At 72.6% G+C, this 20,037-nt stretch carries 17 protein-coding genes; 9 read left to right on the top strand and 8 right to left on the bottom strand.

All coding sequences use genetic code 11. From position 1 onward, the window contains the following. Positions 1 to 10: 10 nt before the first annotated feature. From DSY14_RS14745 to DSY14_RS14735, 3 genes are all read right to left on the bottom strand, one after another. A complete protein-coding gene (locus tag DSY14_RS14745; RefSeq protein ID WP_211717125.1) occupies positions 11 to 3,919 on the bottom strand; it encodes a TcpE family conjugal transfer membrane protein in 3,909 nt (1,302 codons plus the stop codon). 19 nt (positions 3,920 to 3,938) lie between these two features. Further along, the gene (locus tag DSY14_RS14740; RefSeq protein WP_211717124.1) at positions 3,939 to 4,259 is read right to left on the bottom strand and encodes a hypothetical protein; all 321 of its coding nucleotides are present in this window, start codon (positions 4,257 to 4,259) and stop codon (positions 3,939 to 3,941) included. Positions 4,260 to 4,331: 72 nt separating this feature from the next. Next, the gene (locus DSY14_RS14735; protein WP_211717123.1) at positions 4,332 to 5,276 is read right to left on the bottom strand and encodes a conjugal transfer protein; all 945 of its coding nucleotides are present in this window, start codon (positions 5,274 to 5,276) and stop codon (positions 4,332 to 4,334) included. A 383-nt stretch (positions 5,277 to 5,659) separates the two neighbouring features. On the opposite strand from DSY14_RS14735, the gene DSY14_RS14730 reads away from it, so the two are divergent. Both DSY14_RS14730 and fucP read left to right on the top strand, forming a co-directional pair. Further along, positions 5,660 to 6,349: a lysoplasmalogenase gene (locus DSY14_RS14730; RefSeq protein WP_211717122.1), complete on the top strand. Its 690-nt coding sequence runs from the start codon at positions 5,660 to 5,662 to the stop codon at positions 6,347 to 6,349. 99 nt (positions 6,350 to 6,448) lie between these two features. Further along, positions 6,449 to 7,828 (top strand): L-fucose:H+ symporter permease, encoded by a 1,380-nt coding sequence (fucP, locus tag DSY14_RS14725; protein ID WP_211717121.1) that lies wholly within the window; start codon positions 6,449 to 6,451, stop codon positions 7,826 to 7,828. A gap of 5 nt (positions 7,829 to 7,833) precedes the next feature. Here the strand turns inward: fucP and DSY14_RS14720 are convergent, their stop codons facing one another. Beyond that, positions 7,834 to 8,550, bottom strand: a complete 717-nt coding sequence (locus DSY14_RS14720) for a FadR/GntR family transcriptional regulator (protein ID WP_211717120.1) — start codon at positions 8,548 to 8,550, stop codon at positions 7,834 to 7,836. A 187-nt stretch (positions 8,551 to 8,737) separates the two neighbouring features. Between DSY14_RS14720 and DSY14_RS14715 the strand changes: the two genes are divergently transcribed. Genes DSY14_RS14715 through DSY14_RS14700 form a run of 4 tightly spaced genes read left to right on the top strand, consistent with a single transcriptional unit; the run spans position 8,738 to position 12,112 of the window. Beyond that, positions 8,738 to 9,529 (top strand): amidohydrolase, encoded by a 792-nt coding sequence (locus tag DSY14_RS14715; RefSeq protein ID WP_211717119.1) that lies wholly within the window; start codon positions 8,738 to 8,740, stop codon positions 9,527 to 9,529. After that, positions 9,526 to 10,518: an aldo/keto reductase gene (locus DSY14_RS14710; RefSeq protein WP_211717118.1), complete on the top strand. Its 993-nt coding sequence runs from the start codon at positions 9,526 to 9,528 to the stop codon at positions 10,516 to 10,518. The genes DSY14_RS14715 and DSY14_RS14710 overlap by 4 nt, the downstream gene beginning before the upstream one ends. Then, positions 10,515 to 11,369 (top strand): fumarylacetoacetate hydrolase family protein, encoded by an 855-nt coding sequence (locus DSY14_RS14705; RefSeq protein WP_211717117.1) that lies wholly within the window; start codon positions 10,515 to 10,517, stop codon positions 11,367 to 11,369. Before DSY14_RS14710 ends, DSY14_RS14705 begins: the two co-directional genes overlap by 4 nt. Beyond that, positions 11,366 to 12,112, top strand: a complete 747-nt coding sequence (locus DSY14_RS14700) for an SDR family NAD(P)-dependent oxidoreductase (protein ID WP_211717116.1) — start codon at positions 11,366 to 11,368, stop codon at positions 12,110 to 12,112. The genes DSY14_RS14705 and DSY14_RS14700 overlap by 4 nt, the downstream gene beginning before the upstream one ends. 101 nt (positions 12,113 to 12,213) lie before the next feature. Here DSY14_RS14700 and ychF read toward each other — a convergent pair whose 3' ends face one another. Continuing rightward, positions 12,214 to 13,299, bottom strand: a complete 1,086-nt coding sequence (ychF, locus tag DSY14_RS14695; RefSeq protein WP_211717115.1) for a redox-regulated ATPase YchF — start codon at positions 13,297 to 13,299, stop codon at positions 12,214 to 12,216. 212 nt (positions 13,300 to 13,511) lie between these two features. Here ychF and DSY14_RS14690 point away from each other — a divergent pair, with 212 nt between their 5' ends. The 3 genes from DSY14_RS14690 (at position 13,512) to DSY14_RS14680 (ending at position 16,784) form a co-directional block, all read left to right on the top strand. Next, the gene (locus DSY14_RS14690; RefSeq protein ID WP_211717114.1) at positions 13,512 to 14,492 is read left to right on the top strand and encodes an FkbM family methyltransferase; all 981 of its coding nucleotides are present in this window, start codon (positions 13,512 to 13,514) and stop codon (positions 14,490 to 14,492) included. Positions 14,493 to 14,676: 184 nt separating this feature from the next. Then, entirely contained in the window at positions 14,677 to 15,912 is a 1,236-nt protein-coding gene (locus DSY14_RS14685) for a DNA recombination protein RmuC (RefSeq protein ID WP_211717113.1), read from the top strand. A 299-nt stretch (positions 15,913 to 16,211) separates the two neighbouring features. After that, entirely contained in the window at positions 16,212 to 16,784 is a 573-nt protein-coding gene (locus tag DSY14_RS14680) for a DUF6542 domain-containing protein (RefSeq protein ID WP_211717112.1), read from the top strand. Between the two features lie 66 nt (positions 16,785 to 16,850). Here the strand turns inward: DSY14_RS14680 and DSY14_RS14675 are convergent, their stop codons facing one another. The 3 genes from DSY14_RS14675 to DSY14_RS14665 all read right to left on the bottom strand — a co-directional run bounded on the left by DSY14_RS14675 (position 16,851) and on the right by DSY14_RS14665 (position 19,823). Beyond that, positions 16,851 to 17,093, bottom strand: a complete 243-nt coding sequence (locus DSY14_RS14675) for an exodeoxyribonuclease VII small subunit (RefSeq protein WP_211717111.1) — start codon at positions 17,091 to 17,093, stop codon at positions 16,851 to 16,853. A gap of 2 nt (positions 17,094 to 17,095) precedes the next feature. Continuing rightward, positions 17,096 to 18,541, bottom strand: coding sequence for an exodeoxyribonuclease VII large subunit (xseA, locus tag DSY14_RS14670; RefSeq protein WP_211717110.1), 1,446 nt, complete (start codon positions 18,539 to 18,541; stop codon positions 17,096 to 17,098). Between the two features lie 427 nt (positions 18,542 to 18,968). Further along, complete coding sequence (locus tag DSY14_RS14665) at positions 18,969 to 19,823, bottom strand: SDR family oxidoreductase (protein ID WP_211717109.1); 855 nt, start codon at positions 19,821 to 19,823, stop codon at positions 18,969 to 18,971. Positions 19,824 to 20,037: the final 214 nt, after the last annotated feature.

Genomic DNA, 20,037 nt, shown 5'->3' with positions numbered 1-20,037 from the left:
GGCGCCGGCCTCAGTGCTGCGGCGCGGGTTCGAGCGCGTTGACCAGGACCCCGGCCAAGGCCCCGTGGGCGCGCTTGGTCGCGGGCTTGAGCGCCCCCACGTCGATCTTCGTGTAGGACGCGCCCAGGTGGTCGTCCCACGGGATCCGCACGATCGCGCGGCACCGCCCACGGGCCACCCGCTCGGCGGCGTCCACGTCGGGCAGACTGCGCTTGCTCACCCCGTTGACCACCAACACCGCGTTGGCGCGCAGGGCCGCGTACCCGTTGCCGTCCAGCCACTCGAAGGTCATGGACACGGCCCTCTCGGCGTCCGCGCTGGCCGGCGCGACGAGCACCAACCCGTCGGCGACCGGCAGCGCCCGGGCCACCCCGGTCGCCGCCGGGTCCAGCAGGCTGATCCCGTAGAAGGAGCCGAGCAGGTCGGCGAGCTGCCCGTAGTCACGGTCGTCCAGGGTCTGCACGTACGGGTCGTCCAGGGTCTGCACGACCTCCAGACCGGTCCGCGCACGCCCCGCGTAGGCGCGCATGCGCTCGTACTCGTCGATGGCGTCGGCGTTGGCCAGCAGGGCGGTGAGGGTCTCGGGGGCCTGGGCGCCCACCCGCCGGGACAGGCCGTTGGGGCCGGGGTTGACGTCCACCGCGACCACCCGGTCGTCACGGTGTTCGGCCAGGGTGTGACCGACCATCAGCGCCGTCACGGTCTGTCCGGCACCTCCCGTGCAGCCCAGGACCACCAGGGAACGCGGTCCCGCCATCGGGGCGCGCAGCCGTTCGATGTCGGCGGGCGGCAGGTCCGAGCGGACCGGCGCGGTGCCGCCGGTGACGACCTTGGCGAGCCTGCGCCATCCGCGGGTGCCTCCGGAGTCCACCGAGGCCACCTCGGTGGCCGGAGCCGGTTCGGTCAGGCGGACCTGTTCACCGGTGCCGTGGTCCAGCTCTAGACCGGGCTTGGCCGGTTCGGGTTCGGGCTCGGGCTCGGGTGCGGGTGCCTGCGCCGGGGGCGCCGGGCGGGCCGCGGGCGGCTCGGGTTCCTCGCCGGGCACCGGTTGGCCGAACAGCTGCCCGATGCGCCGCGCGTTGTGCGCCACGCGATGGAACACCCCGTCGTGGGGGTCGTGGGCGGTCGACGGTTCGGCCGGGGCGTCGGTGGAGGTCTCCCCCGCCGTGTCCTTCCCGGGGCCGCGACGTCGGGCCGACAGCGCGGCCTCCTCGGCCTCGGACAGCTCGGACTCCGTGCGCCGCACCGCATCGGGCTCCGGCGCGGCCCGCTTCGGCGTGGCCTCGGAACCGCCGGCGGGCCTGGCGGTGGGCTCCTCACGGACCTCGACGAAGCTGACGAGCTCGCCGGTGCCGTGATCCAACTGGGTGGCCGGCTTGGCGGGTTCGGAGCGGGTCTCGGCGGCCTCCTCCGCGGCCCGCCGGGCGTCGTCCTGTTCGCGCTCCCGCCTGCGGCGCTCCTCCCGGAGCTCGCTGACGGGGATCACCGGGTTGTCCTTGTCACCGATCTTCGGCTGGTCCGGGTGGCGGCGCTTGCCGTCGTCGAACCAGTCGGAGGGGTCGCCCGCCTCCGGGGACCGCTCCACGGTGGGGACCGCGTCGGCGAACTTGGGCCGCGGCGGCGCCGGGGTGTCGGCCTGGATCAGGTGCCGGTCGAGCACGGACATGTGGTCGCTCTGCTCACCGGTGCCGTGGTCCAGTTCCACACCGCGCGGCAACGGCCGTGCGGCGTGGGAGCGCTGAGGTCCGGCCTCGGTGCGGCCGATGCGCTCCGCGTCACCGCCGTCCTCGCCCGCCGGCTCGTCCACGGTGGGCGCGCCGTGCTCGGCGGTGCCCACGTCCTTCCCGGAGACGTCCGATCCGTCGGCCGCGACGGCGTCGCCGTCCTCGACCTCCGTGGTGCGCGCGTCGGCCCGGACCGGCTCGGCCGCCGCGACGGGCACGCCGGAGTCCTCGGTGGCCGTGGGAGCGGCCTGCTCGGCGGGCGTGGCGATCTCGGTGTCCTCGGGCGCACGGACGGCGGCGGCGTGCTCGGCCGGCCCTGGGGAACCCTCGGGCGCGGTGCCCTCGGCGGGGGCCGGTGCTTCGGCCTCGGTGGTCCCGGCGCCTTCGTGAGGCCCGTCGGACCCACCACGTACGTCGGACCCGGGGGTCCGGACCGGGAGCGCCGCCTCGGCGGCCTCCGCGCTCGGGGAGGTGCCCGCGGGCACCTCACGCTCGGGGGTCTCCACGGACGCGGTGGACGCGGTGTTCTCGGGCGTCTCCACCCCGCCCGAGGGCAGAGCGGACTCGACGCTCTCTCGCCCCTCGGCGCCCTCCTGGGTACCGCCCGACTTCTCCGGGGCGGCCGAGGCCGGGGGCGACCAGGGGGCCGAGGCCACCTCGCCGACCGGGGACGGGCGGCCGGTGGCCTCGGCGAACCGGGCCGCGTAGTCCGACAGGTCCGGGTAGTCGTTCCGGTTCGCGGGCTTGTCCAACTCCCACGGCGAGGCGTGCGGACGACCCTTGCGGCGGGGCGGCGCCTGCTCCCGCCCGGTGGCCGGCAACGCCCGACCCTGCGCGCGGGGGCTCTCCGCCGGTGGGCGGACCCTCTCCCGGGCACGCTCGGGGGCGTTCTCCCGGGCACGCTCGGGGGCGTCCTCCCGGGCACGCTCGGGGGCGTCGGTCACACGGGTGTCCTCGGTGACGTCGGTGGGCTCGACCCCGCGTTCACGACGGCCGGCCAGGTCCCGGGCCACCTGGATGCCCTGAACGCGTCCGCGCAGCCGGCGGGAGGCCGTCGTCTCGGCGTCCCGGTCAACGGCGTCGGCGAGTTCGGCGCTGCTCATCGCCCCGGTGTCACTCGACGTGGAGGCACTCTTGGCGGTCAGACCGACGGGGGTCTCCCCCGAGGAGGCCTTCAGCCGGGCGAACCACGCGTCACGGTCGCGCTGCTCGTCCTCCTCCGTGGCGTGGAGCGGTTCGTCGAAACCGTCCCCGGCGTCGCCGAGACGGGCGTCACCGCGTTCCTCGACGGACGTCGCCTCCCCGCCCTCGCCCGCGGGCAGGGCGAAGCCGAAGTAGTTCAGCATCCGGCGTCCGACCCTGGGGCGCGGACGTCCCTCCTCCTCGTCCCGGCCGGAGGGCGGCACGGAGGCCAGGGCGGACGGCGCCGACTCCACCTCCGCGGTCTCCTGCTCCGCGGACCGCGCGGTCTCGGCCCCGACGGAGACCGGGACCCTGCGGGCCGGGATGTACTCGACGGCGTCGTCGGGGTCGAACTCCGTCTCGGGCTCCTCGGCGGTCGCCGTCACGGGTTCCCGTTCGGGCTCCGCCGCCGGTGCCGGTGCGGGTTCCGTCGCCGACGCCGGTGCCGGTTCGGGCGCGGCCACGCCGCGCAGGGGCGGGGCGGCCTCCCGGGCCGCCCGCAGGGCCTGCTCCTCCTCGGAGACCTCGGGAACCGGGACCTCCGCCACGGCGGCCTCGGACACGACCGACCGCGCCGACTCCTCCTCGACCCGGGCCCGACGGGCCCCACGGGGCAGGGGCAGCGGCCCGGCGTCCGGGTCACGGTGCCACACGCGTACCGCGACCCGGATCCGGGCGGGCTCGTACTCGGGAGCCATCCGTGTGTACACGCGCGCTTCGGTGAGGAAACGCGCCTGCGAGATGAGCAGTTCGGTGAGGCGTTTGCCCTCGATCACCGGCCGGGTGGCCAGCACGGTGATCACCCCGGGCGGCACGACCCAGAGCACCAGGTGCCAGCCGTTGCCGAACTCGAACGGGGCCCTGACCAGGCTCAGCAGCACCACCCAGAGGGCGAAGACGCCCAGGGCGACACCGAAGGTACCGACCGGGAGCGGCATGGGCAGCCGGAAATCGTAGAGCTTGTACAGCCGCTTCTCGATACGCCAGATGTTGGTGTACGTGGGCAGATCCACGTTTTCCGGCCTCCCTCGCCTATTCCGTCGGTACGCCCATCGCTCGGGCGAGCGCCACCGCGATGACCTCGATGATGCCGGGGACGTAGAAGACGATCCCGATGAAGATCGCCAGGATCATGAACTGCGCGAATCGGGTGATCTCCCTGGTGAACAGGAAGAAGATCGCGACGATGGACACGATGACGAGGAAGAGCGGGCCGAAGAACCCGCGCAGGAACTCCGCGAGGCCACCGGTGTCGGGGGCGTTCTCGGTGGGGGTGTCGACCGCCAGGTGGAGGAACTCCGTGCCACCGAGGGCCGTCATGGCGTCGGCGGTGGAGGACAACAGGGGGAGCATGTCAGGCACCTCCCTCCGGTGTCGTTACTGGTGTGCGCATGGTCCTTCTCGTCTCCTTGCCTACTGGCCCCGTCACCCGCCGAACGAGTGTGGGGCGCCCTGGATGTCACGCACGTACCACTCGTTGCCCGAGTCGACGACCGTGACCAGGTAGTTCTGCACCATCTGACCGGCCTCGCCCCCGCCTTCCGCCGATGCCCCGGAGGGGAGGGACCAGACCACGGTGGCCGACACCTGTCGTACGTCATCATCGCCGTTCGAGGACCGGGATGGCACCGTGATATCGGACAGTTCGTTGAATTCCAGGGTGTTCGCCGGAAGTGGGGCGATGGTGACACCGGGTTCCACATACCGATCGAGGTGTCCGGCCTCCTCGGCGTACACCTCGAAGAACCCGGACAGGGTGTCCGTGAGCTGTTCCGCGGCCTGCTCGTCCGTCTCGTAGGACACGCCCTCCGGCAGGGCCGCCTGGGCGGGGGCGGCCATCAGCGCGGGGCGACCGGAGAGCACCAGGGCGTCGTCGTCGCTGTAGACGGGCACCTGCAGGCTCATGGGTTCGCCGTTGACGTCCGCGCGGACCACCACACGGGCGTTGTGGTCGTCGATGACGTCGACGGCGACGACGGTGAGGTTGGTGCCGGTGAGGCTGTCGGCCGGCAGGTTGAGCGCGCCGGTCTCGCCTTCGGGGACGAACGCGGCGAGGGCGCTCTGACGGGACTCGGGGTCGGAGGTGTCGAGGTAGGCGTCGGCGAAGCGCAGGGCGAACGCGGCGGCGGAGGTCTCGGGGAAGCTCGTGGTCTCGGCCGTGTCGGGTTCGGCCGAGGAGGCGGAGGGCAGCGAGAAGCCGTTGCGGATGGGGAACCAGATGCCGTTGAAGACGACGACGAGGATGAACGCCCACAGCAGGACGCGTCCCACACCGACCCACCACCGGCCGCCCGAGCCCGCGCGCGACGTGCGGGTGCGCGGGGCGTCGAGATCGTGGTCGTCGTCGGCCCGGTCACGCACCTTGGCCATCCCCGCCTCCTGAACACAGTTGCGCACCGACGTTGACGCCGACGCTCCGGTCATGCCCTTGTCTACCCCATCCCTATAGTGAGGCATTGTGCGGGTTGGGAGTGCCCAGGGCGAGTCCGCGTTTCCCCGAAGAGAGCACATTGACCCCTGGGAGAGAACCGCACAAATGGGTCATAATGCGTCAATTATCCACGGAAGCATCTCTGTAGAGATGCAGGTAGACGCATTTCTGGCCAGACCGTAAAGGGATTAGTCACCCGCTGGAGAGCAAGATGTGGCCCTGGGGGTCGGGGGAACCCGACCGGACCCACAAGGCTCCCCCGACCCGTGAGCGGGCTACGGCGGCCACGGGCGGGCCCGGATCCTCGCCCTAGGATGTCCGAATGATCCCCCGCCGCACCCTTCCTCGCGTCCTGCTCGCCCTCTTCACCGTGCTCGCGGTGGCCCATCTCGCGGTGCGGCTGCTCGGGATCGACGAGTGGTCACGACCGACCCAGGCGTTCCTCATGCCCGCCCTGATGCTGGTGGTCGCCGGGGCCACGGGGCGACCGCGGAGCCGCCTCCTCTGCCTGGCCATGGTCGCGTTGGTGTTCTCCTGGCTCGGCGACACCGCCCCCGCGTTCGCGTCCGGCGACACGGGGTTCCTGCTGATGGCGGGGTTCTTCCTGGTGGCCCAGGTGGTGTACGTGGTGGCCTTCTGGCCTCACCGGACCGTGAGTGTGCTGCACCGGCGACGGTGGCTCCTGACGCCCTACGTGGGGACCGTGGTGCTCTTGGTGGGGGTGTGCGCACCCCACGCCGGAGAGCTCCTGATCCCCGTGCTGTCGTACGGACTCGTGCTGGGCACGATGGCGGTGCTGGCCACCGGGCTGGGCCCGTGGGTGGCGGTGGGCGGCGCCCTCTTCCTGGTCTCGGACGCGCTCATCGCCCTGAGCGCCTTCGCCCCCGGTTGGAACCCGCCCCTGAACGGGTTCTGGGTGATGAGCACCTACATCGCCGCGCAGACCCTCATCGTGCTGGGCCTGACGGCCCGGCCGCGGGTCCGGGCGGCGCGCGCCCGCGCGACCCGGTAGCGCCGCACGGGCACGACCCCGCGTCGAATTCCCTCGAATGCGCCCCTCGTCATGTGCGATTCCATGAATTAGGATCGCCGCCGTAGCCAGATTCGTCTGATGAACTCAGGTCCGCTGCCCGGCACATCGACGCAGGAGCCCACCGTGCCCCAGCCCGACACCCCCTCGTCATCGACAGCGCGACGGCCCGACACCTCCTTCCTCCATCCCCGGATGCGCCTGCCCTTCGTCCTGCTCGTCACCTGCTTCGCCGCGTGGGGGCTGGCCGGGAACCTCACCGACCCGCTCGTCGCCGTGTTCGGCTCGGTGTTCTCGATGAGCGTGTTCCAGTCCTCGCTCGTGCAGTTCGCCTACTACGGCGCCTACTTCGCCCTCGCCCTGCCCGCCGCCTGGATCAACTCCCGGCTCGGCTACAAAGGCGGCGTGCTCATCGGTCTGGTCCTGGCCGCGGGCGGTGGCCTGCTCTTCTCTCCGGCCGCCGACGTGATGACCTACTCGATGTTCCTGCTGGCCCTGTTCACGCTGGCCGCGGGGTTGTCGATCCTGGAGACCTCGGCCAATCCGTACGTGATGGCGATGGGTCCCGAGCGCACGGCCACTCGACGGCTCAACTTCGCGCAGGCCTTCAACCCGGTCGGCTCCAACCTGGGCGTCCTCCTGGCGGGAGTGCTCATCCTGCCCCATGTCAACCCCGCGAGCGCGGAGGAACGGGCCGCACTGTCCCAGAGCGAACTGGAGACGATGCGGTCGGCGGAACTGACCGCCGTCATGGGGCCCTACGTCGGGTTGGCCGTCCTCTACCTGGTCATCGCCGCGTCGATCGCGCTCACCAAGGTCCCCGTCGGCGAGACCCGCGCCTCCGGGTCGCCGGGCGGGATGTCCGGGTCCCGGTTCGTCCGTCTGCTCCGCAACCGGCGCTACTCGTACGGGGTGGTGGCGCAGTTCTTCAACGTCGCCGCGCAGACCTGCATCTGGACCTTCACCATCCACTACGTCATGGAGAACCTGGGCGCGGACGAGACGACGGCCGGGCGCTGGCTCCAGGCGTCCCTGCTGGTCTTCCTGGTCTCCCGGTTCGTCATGGTCGCCCTGATGGGCCGTTTCGACGCGCGCAGGCTCATGACGCTCATGTGCTCGCTGGGGGTGGTCCTGTCCCTGGTGACGGTCACCACCGGAAACCTGGTCGGCGCCGTCTGCCTGGTCCTGCTGAGCGCCTGCATCTCGCTGCTCTTCCCGACGATCTACGGCATCGCCCTGGAGAGGGTCGGGGAGGACACCAAGTACGGGGCGGCCGGTCTGGTCATGGCGATCGTCGGTGGCGCGCTCGTCCCGCTCCTGCACGGCTGGATCGTCGACGTGTCCTCGGCCCGGCTCAGCTTCCTCGTGGTGACCGGCTGCTTCCTGGTCATCGTCGGATACGGGGTGTACGTCCTACGGGACCGGCGGACCGAGACGGTCGACGCGGGGCCCGCGTCCTGACGCGTTCAGCCGTCCAGGTGCGCGGCCACCTGGGCCATGTGGGTGTACATCGCGGCGCGGGCGGCCACCGGGTCGCCCGCCGCCACCGCCGCGTGGATCGCCCGGTGCTCCTGGTGGGCGGCGGTCAGGCGCCCGGTCCGGTGCATCGCCTGCCACATGCGGATGCGCAGGGTGGGACGGGCCAGGGCGTCGATGAGGGCGCCCAGGACCGGGTTGCGGGCCGCGTCGGCGAGTCCTCTATGGAAGAGGAGGTCCTGGTCCATCGCCGCGGTGTGGTCGAGCGCCCCGATCGCCGGTTCGGCGGCGTCCAGGATCGCGCCGAGGCGCGCCACGTCCTCCTCGGTGCGGCGCAGGGCGGCCTCGCCGGCCGCCTCCACCTCGAGGGCCTTGCGCACCTGGTGCACGTCGTGGCTGGACTCCTCGCCCTGGAGACCGGACCAGAACACCAGGGGTCGGAGCAGCAGGTGCGGGTCCAGCGACGTGACCTGGGTGCCCGAACCCTGCCGGGTCACGAGCACCCCCATGGCCACGAGGGCCCGCACGCCCTCCCGCAGCGAACTGCGGGAGACACCGAAACGTTCGGCGAGCACGGGTTCCACCGGGAGCCGGTCCCCCGGCCCCACCTCTCCCGAGACGAGCATGTCCTGGATCCCCTGCACGACGACGTCGTGCAGGGAGGGCCGGGTCTCCGGTTCGCGACGCGGGGCGGTGTCTTCACTCATGGGTTCGTCCAGTCCGTGCCGGGGCGACCCGGGTCGATGGCGGTGCTCTCTCCCAGGCTAGGCTCAAATACATCAGATGAATAAGGAGTGCGATGGTGGTGCACATCACCTTGGACCACGCCGCCCGGGTCCCCGAGTCCGCCCGCCCCGACGACACCGGCGACCCGCGCCCGACGGTGGCCGCCCCGTGATCATCGACACGCACCTGCACACCTGGGACACGCACGCGTTCGCGATCTCCTGGCTCGACGCGGCCGGACTCCCCGCGCGCTCCCCGATCCCCGACGAGGACGGCCCCCGCGGCTACGTGCTCGTGGAGGCCGACGCCGACGACCGCCACCACGAGACCGCCTGGCTCCTCGATCTCGCCCGCGCGGACACCCGGGTCCTCGGCGTCGTCGCGAGTGCGGCGTTGGAGGAGGACGGCGCCCCTGGGGAGATCGATCGCCTCGCCGACCGGGAAGGGGTGGTGGGGGTCCGGCGGCTGCTCCAGGACCGTGGCCTGTTCGACCGCCCCGGACTGGCCCGGGGCCTGCGCCATCTGGCCGAACGGGGGCTCCCGTTCGACGCCTGCGTCCGTGCCCGGGAACTCCCCGCGCTCACCGCCCTGGTGGCCGGCCTCGACGGGGCGACCGTGGTCCTGGACCACATGGGCAAGCCGCCCGTCCACGACCCCGCCGCGCTGCGTCGCTGGGCGCGCGACCTGGGGGAACTGGCCGCTCTGCCCCACGTGCACTGCAAGCTCTCCGGGCTGCCGGCCGAGGCGGGCGACGCGACCACCCTGGACGCGGTCACCGACGAGGTCGTGGGCCACGCCCTCACGGTCTTCGGGGCGGAGCGCTGCGTGGTCGGCGGCGACCGGCCGGTCAGCCGGACCCGGCGTGACTGGTGTCGGCGGGTGCTCGACCTCGTCCCCGAAGATGATCGGGCGCGGGTCGCGCACCGGAACGCCTCGGCCCTCTACCGGAGGCGACCGTGACGCCCGCGCCCGCGCGCGGGGGCGTCCCACCGCACGTTGCGTTCACGCGGCTGGGGCTGGGCACGGCGCCCCTGGGCAACCTCGGCCGCGAGGTCGACGACGCCACGTCGGCGGCGGTCGTCGACACCGCCTGGGAACGCGGGACCCGGTTCTTCGACACCGCGCCCCACTACGGTCTCGGGCTGGCCGAACGGCGCCTGGGCCAGGCCCTGACCGGGCGCCCGCGGGACGACTACGTGCTCGCCACCAAGGTCGGGCGGCTGCTCCGGCCCCACCCTCGGCCCACCGGCAGCGACCTGGCCCAGGGGTTCGCCGTTCCGGACACCCTCACGCGCGAGCGCGACTACTCGGCGTCCGGGGTCCTGCGCGGACTGGAGGGGTCGCTCGCACGCTTAGGGACCGATCGCGTCGACGTCGTGTGGATCCACGATCCCGAGGAGGACGAGGACCGGTGCGACCAGGCGCTGCGCGAGGCGGTCCCGGCCCTGGAACGGCTGCGGGACGAGGGCGTGATCGCTGCCTGGGGGGTGGGGTCCAAGGACACCGCCACGCTTTTGCGGTTCGTCGTCGAGAGCGCCCCCGACCTCGTCATGGCGGCCGGGCGGTACACCCTCCTGGAGCAGGAACCGGCCGGGCTGATGCGCGCCTGCCGCGACCACCGCGTGGGCGTGGTCGCGGTGGGCGTGTTCAACTCCGGGCTGCTCGCCCACGACGACCCGCCCGAGGACGCCTGGTACGAGTACGCCCCGGCACCGACGGCGGTCCGCACTCGTGCGCGGGCCCTGGCACGGGTCGCGCGCCGGCACGGGGTGCGCCTGCCCGCGGCGGCGCTGGCCTTTCCCGGCAGGCATCCCGCGGTGGTCAACGTGACCGTGGGGGCCCGCACGGCCGCCGAGATCGACACCGACCACTCCCTGTTCGCCACCCCCGTCCCCGAAGCGTTCTGGACCGAGCTGCGGTCCCGGGGCCTGTTGAAGGAGGAAGCATGAGACTGATGCGTCGCGGTGCCCCGGGGCGGGAGGTCCCGGTCGCCGAGATCGACGGAACCCTGTGGGACGCGCGCCCGGTGGGCGACTTCGATCCCGGGTTCTGGGCCACGGACGGTCCTCGCCGACTGCGGGAAGCGGCGGATGCCGGAGGGCTCCGTCCTTGGGAGGGCGGGGACGACCGCTACGGCGCCCCCGTCGTACGGCCCTCGGCCGTCGTCTGCATCGGGCAGAACTACGCCGCGCACGCGGCGGAGTCCGGCGCCGTTCCTCCCCCGCGCCCCATCGTGTTCCTCAAGACGCCGAACACGCTCGCCGGTCCGGACGATCCCGTCACCCTGGCCCGGGGATCGCGCAAGACCGACTGGGAGGTCGAGCTCGCGTTGGTGATCGGTGCGCCGGCAGCCTACTGCTCCTCCAGGGAGGAGGCGGCCGCGTGCGTGGGCGGTTTCGTGCTCGCCAACGACCTGTCCGAGCGGGCCTTCCAGCTGGAGGAGTCCGGCGGGCAGTGGAGCAAGGGCAAGTGCAGCCCGGGCTACATGCCCCTGGGCCCCTGGGTGGTCACCCCCGACGCCTTCGACCCCGCCGACGTCCGGCTGCGTTCGTGGGTGGGCGGAACGCCCCGGCAGGACTCGCGGACCTCGGACATGATCTTCGACTGCGCGGAGATCGTCCGTGACCTGTCGCAGTACATGCGCCTCGAACCGGGTGACGTGGTCTCGACCGGCACACCCGAGGGCGTGGCGGTCTCCGGCCGGTTCCCCTATCTGGGCTCCGGTGACGTGGTGGAGGTCGAGATCGACGGCCTGGGGCGCCAACGCCAGGTGTACCGGTCCTGGGAGGAGGCGCGATGAGCGGCCGTTTCCAAGGATTGCGGGCGGTGGTGACGGGGGGCTCGTCCGGGATCGGGCTGGCCACGGCGGACCTGCTCGCGGAGGAGGGCGCCGACGTGGTCGTCCTCGACCCGGAGCGGGGGGATCACGGTCACCGCTGGCAGAAGTGCGACGTCGGTGACGACGCCTCCGTGCGACGTGCGGTGGCGAACGCGGCCGGCCCCGACGACCGGCTCGACATCGTCGTGAGCAACGCGGGGATCGGTGCGCAGGGCGACGTGGCCGCCAACGACGACCACGAGTGGCTTCGGGTGCTGGACGTCAACGTGGTCGGGATGGCACGGGTCGCCCGCGCGGCCCTGCCCCGGCTGCGGGAGTCCGCGCACGCCTCGATCACCAACACCGCCTCCATCGCCTCGACGGCCGGCCTGCCCCAACGGGCCCTGTACTCCGCGACCAAGGGGGCGGTGCTGGCCCTGAGCCGGGCGATGGCGGCGGACCACGTCCGGGAGGGTGTCCGGGTCAACTGCGTCGCGCCGGGCACCGCCGACACGCCCTGGGTGGCCCGACTCCTGGACTCCGCCGACGACCCGGCCGCGGAACGGGCGGCCTTGACCGCCCGACAGCCGCACGGGCGCCTGGTGTCCGCCGAGGAGGTGGCGCGCGCGGTCGCCTACCTCGCCGATCCGGCGAACCGTTCGACGGTCGGGGTGTGCCTGGCGGTGGACGGGGGCATGGACGCGCTGCGTCTCCGCCCGGCCTGAGCCGGCCGGGGGGCTCCCCGGACCGGAGGCCCCGGTGAGACCCGGGGCCGGACACGCCGCGGGGGCGGCCCGAGAAGGTCTCGGACCGCCCCCGCGTGGGATCACACGTTGAAGCGGAACTCCACGACGTCGCCGTCGGACATCACGTAGTCCTTGCCCTCGATGCGGACCTTGCCGGCGGCGCGGGCCGTGGCCATGTCACCGGCGCCGACGAGGTCGTCGTAGGACACGATCTCGGCCTTGATGAAGCCGCGCTCGAAGTCGGTGTGGATGACACCGGCGGCCTCGGGGGCGGTCGCACCCTGCTTGATCGTCCAGGCGCGCGCCTCCTTGGGGCCCGCGGTGAGGTAGGTCTGAAGCCCGAGCGTGGCGAAGCCGACCCGGGCGAGCTGGGCCAGGCCCGACTCGGTCTGCCCGAGGGACTCCAGCAGCTCCTGGGCCTCGTCGTCCTCCAGCTCGGCCAGCTCCGCCTCGATCTTGGCGTCGAGGAAGATCGCCTCGGCCGGGGCCACCAGCTCCTGAAGCTTGGTGCGCAGCGCCTCGTCGGCGAGCTCGTCTCCGTCGAGGTTGAAGACGTAGATGAACGGCTTGACGGTGAGCAGGCTCAGCTCGCGCAGCCGGTCCAGGTCCACGCCCTCGGCCTGGGACAGGGAGGTTCCCTCGTCGAGGATCCCCTGTGCGGCGCGGGCGGCCGCGAGGAGCTCCTGGGAGTCCTTGTCCTTGGCGTTGCGCTTGGCGTCCTTCTCCAGGCGCGGGATCGCCTTCTCCAGGGTCTGGAGGTCGGCGAGGATCAGTTCGGTGTTGATGGTCTCGATGTCGCGGGAGGGTTCGACGTCACCGTCGACGTGGGTGACGTCGGCGTCCTCGAAGGCCCGGATGACCTGGCAGATGGCGTCGCTCTCGCGGATGTTGGCGAGGAACTTGTTGCCCAGGCCCTCACCGGTGGAGGCGCCGCGCACGATACCCGCGATGTCCACGAAGTCCACCGTCGCCGGAAGGATCTTCGCGGAACCGAAGATCTCGGCCAGCTTCCCCAGCCGAGCGTCGGGCACGCCCACGACTCCGACGTTGGGCTCGATGGTGGCGAACGGGTAGTTCGCGGCCAGAGCGTCGTTCTTGGTCAGCGCGTTGAAAAGGGTGGACTTGCCGACATTGGGCAGGCCGACGATCCCGATAGACAGACTCACAAGCTCAGAGTGTATGCGGCCCGGCGGGTGGGCGTGGACCCGGAACAATCATGAAAACACAGTGCGCTGATATCGCTACACAGAGTAGGTTCGAAACACGAAGCCGGGCACCTCGGGCGGGGAGCGGAGACGTCCGAGCACGCGCACGCCTCGGACCTCGGGGGGACCCGGCCGGAGCCGTCACGGCACCCTTCCTGGGGGGAGAGGACACTGTGGTCCACGACCAACTGCGCGCTCTCGTGCGCCGCTACCCGATCGTCCGGTTCGCCACCCGGCGGATCCGTGTCCGCCTGCCCAGACGACTCGGCGGACTGGATCCGTCCCGCGTCCCGCCCCGGCACCGTCACTTCTCCCTCCGCCTTCCCCGCGTCGCCGGCGACCGGCGCGGGATCGGCCCGGACCGGGTCGAACTCCGACTGCCCGGCGACCTGACGGTCCCCCGTCGGCTGGCCGCGCGGGGGCTGGGGCACCACGAACCCGACAGCATCGCCTGCTTCCTGGCGACCCTGGACCACACCCCGCCCGGGGCGGTCCTGGACGTGGGCTCGGGGGTGGGCGTGTACGCGATGCTCGCGGCCGCGCGCTCGCACCGCCCCGTGTTCGCCTTCGAACCCGCACCCGAACTCGCCTCGGCCGCGCGGTCCGTGTCGTCCTCCGCACGACTCGGTTTCACCGTGGTCGACCTGGCGCTGACCAACCACACCGGGACCGCCCTGCTGCACCGGGCCCTGCACAACGACATGTGCAACCGGCTGGTGCGCAACGTCCGCCCCGGCCTCCACCACGTCACCGTCAGGGCCACCACACTGGCGCGGTGGAACGAGACCGCCGGCACCCGCCCCTCCGTGGTGAAGGTCGACACCGCCGGCAGCGAGTCCGACGTGGTGGCCGGGGGCCTGGAGGTCCTGCGCCGCCACCGCCCCTGGGTGCTCGTCAAGGTCCGACCGGACCGGGGCGTCGAGGAACGCCTCATGGCCCTCATGGAGCCCCTGGACTACCGGTGGTTCCCGATCTCCGGAGACCCGCCCTACGAGGCCCGGACCGAGATCTCCGGGCGCGCCTCCCCCGCGTGGGAGCGCATGTGGCTGCTCACGCCGGAGGACCCCCCGGCGGAGTTCTGGCGCTCGTTGGAGGAGTGGCGCGCCGCCCTCAGGGTGTGCCGCGTGGCGGCGAACGCGCCCGAGGACACCTGAAGCCGAGGGGCTCCGGGCGCCCCGTCCCGATTCGGGCGGTGCGCGCCCCGGAGTGACCTCACGGTCGCCCCGGGGCGCGCACCCACCCGGTGTCCGGGAGAAATCCGCGGGCCGGTCGGACGCTCCGAGGAAAACGGCCGCCATCAACCACATCGGCCGGGTCTCTGCGAGAACATGGGGCACCATGGACGGCCTTGCACTCGTACTCATGCTCCTCATCGGTATCGCGATCGGCGTCGCGGTGGGATGGACCCTGGCCCGCGGGCGCGACGCCCAGGCCCGCGCGGACGCACGGGCGGCGGAGGATCGCGCCGCCTACGTGGAGGAACAGCTCGCGGACCGGTTCCGGGCGCTGTCCGCCCAGGCCCTGGACCAGACCAACCAGCGTTTCCTGGAACTGGCGGAGGGGCGGCTGCGGGCGGTCAGCGCCGAGGCCGGCGGCGACCTGGACGAGCGGCGCCGAGCGGTGGAACGCATGGTGGAACCCCTCACCCAGACCCTGAGTCGGGTGGAGACCCAGCTCCGGGAGGTGGACGCCGGACGGGCCGCCGCGCACGCCGAACTCGCCAAGCAGGTGGACCTGGTCCGCGAGGGCTCCGAACGCCTGCGCGACCAGACCCAGTCCCTGGTGACGGCGCTGCGCAGGCCCGAGGCGCGCGGCCGGTGGGGAGAACTGCAACTGCGCCGGGTCGCGGAGCTGGCCGGGATGGCGGCGCACTGCGACTTCCAGGAGCAGGCGGTGGCGGGCGCCCACCGACCGGACATGGTGGTGCGGTTGGCCGGCGGCAAGAACATCATCGTGGACTCCAAGGTGCCGCTGGCCGCCTACCTGGACGCGGTGGAGGCGGGCGAGGGGCCCGGGGCGGAGGAGCGGCTGCACGCGCACGCCAAGCACCTGCGCACCCATGTGGACCAGTTGGCCGCGAAGTCGTACTGGACGTCCTTCACTCCGTCACCGGAGTTCGTGGTGCTGTTCATCCCCGGGGAGGCCTTCCTCGCGCCGGCCCTGGAGCGCGACCCGGGGCTGTTGGAGGACGCCATGACCCGCCGGGTGCACATCGCGACGCCGACCACGCTCATCTCCCTGTTGCGCACGGCCCAGTACGCCTGGCAGCAGGAGGCGTTGAGCGAGAACGCGCGCGAGGTGTTCGACCTGGGCAAGCAGTTGCACTCCCGGCTGTCGACGCTGGGCGGCCACGTGGAGGGGCTGGGTCGGGCGCTGACCCGGACGGTGACCGCCTACAACCAGACGGTGGGATCCCTGGAGAGCCGGGTGCTGGTGACGGCGCGACGGTTCGAGGACCTGGGCCTGGTGGACGGCGACCTGGATCGGCTGTCCGGGCTGGAGGAGCGGCCGCGCGGAGTGTCCGCCCCCGAGCTGAGCGAGAACGGACCGGTCCACGCCGAATCGGACATGTAGGGAGCGCTCAGCTCGAAAACTGGCGATACAGACAGTATTCGGAGTGTGGGTAACGACCTGGCGGGCAAGCCCCAAACCGGAACCCGGGGGCGGCCCACGGAGGGTGACGAATCGGTCAAGCTTCCGTAACCGACCAGAACCAGGTGGGGTGATCCCGACGTCCAAGGGGTGGAAGCCGCTTAAGTCCCGGATCGGGCAAGTGGCCGAAATGACGACACGATCCCAGGAAAGACCCGCGAAGCTTCACGAGAAGTGACACACTGAACACTGTGAGTAACACATTGGGGAGGCGTACGACGATGCCCCCACGCAAGTCGGACGGCCCGGAGCCCGGACAGGCTCCCTACTTCGTGCGCCCCAAGGGTCACGGCCGGGGCGCGTCGAACCCGACGGAACCCCGTACCGCGACCACCGAGAGAGCCGCCCCCGGTCGGAGCCCCGCCGGTCGGCCCGCCCCTCACGGGGGAGCCCGGCCGCCCCGCCTGACCGGACGCGGCGCCGTACTGATCATCGTCCTGTGCAGCTTCGCCGGAACGATGATCGCCACCCTGGTCTCCGCCCCGGCGGTTCCCGGTATCGCCTTCACCGCGGCCTGCCTGGCCACCGCCGCCCTGGTCCGTCCGGCCGACCTGCTGTCGCTGTCGGTCAGCCCGCCCATCGCCTACTTCGTCGCCGTCGTCGGCGCCGAGAGCGTGCTCGCCGCCGGCAACGACGGCTTCGCGCGGATGCTGGCCCTGGGGCTGGCCTCCCGCCTGGCCGAGGTCGCTCCGTGGCTGTTCCTGGGCACGGCGCTGGTCCTGGTCATCGCGGTCTTCCGTGGTCTGCCCGGTAACCTGCGCACCCTGGGTGAGGAGCTCAACGGCCGCAGGTGACCCCGCGGTGGGCGTTCCGGGCGGTCCTCACCCGCGCCGGGCGCGAACGCGGCGGACCCACCCCGGTCAGAACGGGGTGTCGGGGTCCTCGGCACCGTCGTCCCGGCGCTCGTCCATGGCCGCGGCCAGCTTGGCCCGGGCCCCCTCCAACCAGCGCTCACAGGTGCGCGCGAGTTCCTCGCCGCGCTCCCACAGGGCCAGGGACTCCTGGAGGGTGAGCCCGCCCGACTCCAGCTTGCGGACGACGTTGTTCAACTCCTCCCGGCTCTCCTCGTAGCTCAGTTCCGGGGCCTCGTTCGTGTCGGCCATGCCTACTCCCCCTCGGTGTCGTCGTTGGTGGTCGCCTCGTCGGCCCCGGGCTCGGGCGCCGGGTCCTTCTTCGCGGGGCCGCGGCGGGTGGTGCTCCCGGCGGCCGTGCCCTTCTTCGCGGGCGACCTCTTCGCCGTACTCTTCTTCGCGGTGCTCTTCTTCGCCGTGCTCTTCTTCACGGGCGTCTCGGCGGGAGTCCCCTCCGGTTCCGTGGTCGCACCGGCTCCGTCGGTGACGTCGGTGTCGACCTCGTCCACGGTGGTGATCAGGCCGTCCTCCGCGAAGCGGAGGCGGAGCCGCTCCCCCGGCCGGGGCTCGGTCGCCGAGCGCACCACCGCACCGTCCTCGCGTTGGACGATCGCGTACCCGCGGGCCAGCGTGGTGGCCGGGGACAGCGCGTGCAGACGGGCCTCGGTATGGCCCAGGGCCTCCCTGGCCCGGTCCAACGACACGGTGAGACTGCGTCGGGCGCGGTCGCGCAGTTCCAGCACCTGGTCCAGCAGACGCTCGGTCTCGCGCACCGGGTCGGCCAGCACCGGTCGGGCCCGGATCCCGGCCAACCAGGTGCGCTCGCGCTCCAGCCCGCCGCCGATCACCCTGCGGCCGCGGTCGCGCAGCTGCCGGATGATCTCCAGCTGCTCACCCACGTCCGGGATGGTCTTCTTGGCCGCGTCCGTCGGGGTCGAGGCCCGCACGTCCGCGACGTGGTCCAACAGCGGGGTGTCCTGTTCGTGCCCGATGGCGCTGACCACCGGCGTGGCCGCGGCGGCCACGGCGCGCACCAGCGCCTCGTCGGAGAAGGGCAGCAGGTCCTCCATGGACCCGCCCCCGCGCGCGATCACGATGACGTCGACGTCGGGGTGGGCGTCCAGGTCGTGCAGCGCGTCGATGACCTCGCGGGTGGCGCGGTCGCCCTGCACCGCCACGGGTCTCACCTCGAAGCGCACCGCGGGCCAACGGCGACGCCCGTTCTCCAGAACGTCGCGCTCGGCCGCCGAGTCCCGGCCGCAGACCAGGCCGACGGTGTTGGGCAGGAACGGCAGGGGACGCTTGCGCTCGGCGGCGAACACGCCCTCCGCGGTGAGGGTGCGGCGCAACTGTTCCAGCCGGGCCAGCAGTTCCCCGATGCCGACGTGCCGGATCTCCCGGGCGCGCAGCGAGAACGTACCTCTGAGCTGGTAGAAGTCGGGTTTGGCGTGCACGACCACGCGGTCGCCGGGGCCGGGTGGCGGGTCCTGGCGGCGCAGTACCGCGGTCTCGCAGATGACCCGGACCGAGGCGTTGGCGACCGGGTCGCGCAGCGTCAGGTAGCTCATCCGGCCACGCGAGTTCAGCTCGGCGACCTGACCCTCGACCCAGATCGCCCCCAACCGGTCGACCCATCCCCCGACCGCCTGGAGTACGGCCCGGACCGGCTGCGGTGACTCCGCGGAACTCTCCATACCCATGGCTCCAGAGCCTAGGACAGTGCGGGGACGTTTCCGTTCCGCCGACGCGGAGGCGCGCCCGACCGGTCCGCGATCGGTCTCCCGGGGTGGCACCGGAGGGCACCACGGCCGGCGTCTCGGACGCGATCCTCCCCCACGGCCCGACACCGCCGGTCCTCGCACCCGTGGGGCACGTGTCCGTGGCCACGGAGGGCGCGGGGTCGGCGGACGGTCCCGCGGCAGGTCCGGGCCGACGCGCTCGTCCGGCCCGGCCTCGGCGTGCCCCGCACCGACCGAACGTGGCGGCCCCCGATGTCCACCACGTTCGGTCGGTGCGGGGTGCGACGCTCCTCCGGTCTCCCACCGGGGACCGCGAGTGGTCCGGCGGGGCGCCGCGCGGCGGCGGTGGACCCCCGGACCACCCTGCTCCGGCTGCCGTTCCCGCCGTTCAGACCCGGGTGAACACGTCCGCGTGCGCGCGGGCGAAGTCGGTGATGTCGCGTGCGGGGCGTCCGGTCAGGTCGGTGACGGAGGTGTGCACCTCGGCCGCCTCGCCCCGGGCGTAGTGGGCGTAGTCCTCGACGAGGCCCTCCAGCTGCCAGGTGGGGATCAGTCCGGCCAGCGCGCCGGCGAACCGCTCGGCGGGCACGTCCTGGAACACGACGTCCCGCCCGGTGGCCTCCGACAGCGCGTGGGCGATCTCGTGGTGGGTCACGGCCCGGGGCCCGGTGAGGGTGTGGACCCCACCGCCGCGCGCCTTTCCGGTCAGCACCGCGGCGGCCGAACCCGCGATGTCCCGGGTGTCGATCGCGCTCACGGCGGCGTCCCCGATCGGCGCGCCGAACCACCCCTGGGCGATGGTTCCGGCGAAGGCCGTCAGCGCCTGCATGTAGAGGTTGGGGCGCAGGACGGTGTGGCCCAGGCCGAGCCGCTCGACGTGTTCCTCGACCTCGGCGTGCCAGCGCAGGAACCGCACCGGGGAGTCGGTGCGCGCGCCGTACTGCGAGAGCAGCACGAGGTGGCGCACGCCGGCCTTGTGGGCGAGGTCGGCGAACCCGATCTGGAGTGCGGCGGCGCCCTCCTCCGAGGGGCTGTTGAGGAACACCGCGTCGACGCCTTCGAGCGCGGCGGCGACCGCGTCCGGGTCCTTCAGGTCGGCGATGACGTTCTCGACGTCGGGAACCGCCCGCAGGGGGCTGCGGGTCATGGCGCGGACGGTGGCGCCACGGGCCCGGAGTTCGGGGACCAGGGCGGACCCGATGGTTCCGGTGGCTCCGGTCACGAGCACGGTGGGTGCGTTCATCCTCGGGTGTCCTTGTCTCGTCGTCGCCGAGGCGGTTCCTCGGTGGGTCGTCGGTATCGGGGTGCGGCGTCCGGGGCCGGTCGTGTCCCGACCGCACCGCGGCGTCCTTCGTGCGGGGTCTTTGCCGATGGGTGCGACCGGGTGGCGGAACGCTTTCGAAAGTGAGCCATCACTATCTCAAGGCGAAAGAGAGAGCCCCGCCACGCGGATCCCC

The sequence above is a fragment of the Nocardiopsis sp. MG754419 genome, assembly GCF_018207095.1.
Classification (GTDB): Bacteria; Actinomycetota; Actinomycetes; order Streptosporangiales; family Streptosporangiaceae; genus Nocardiopsis.
Note: the sequence above shows the minus strand (reverse complement) of the source record. Positions and strands in the feature narration are given on the sequence as shown.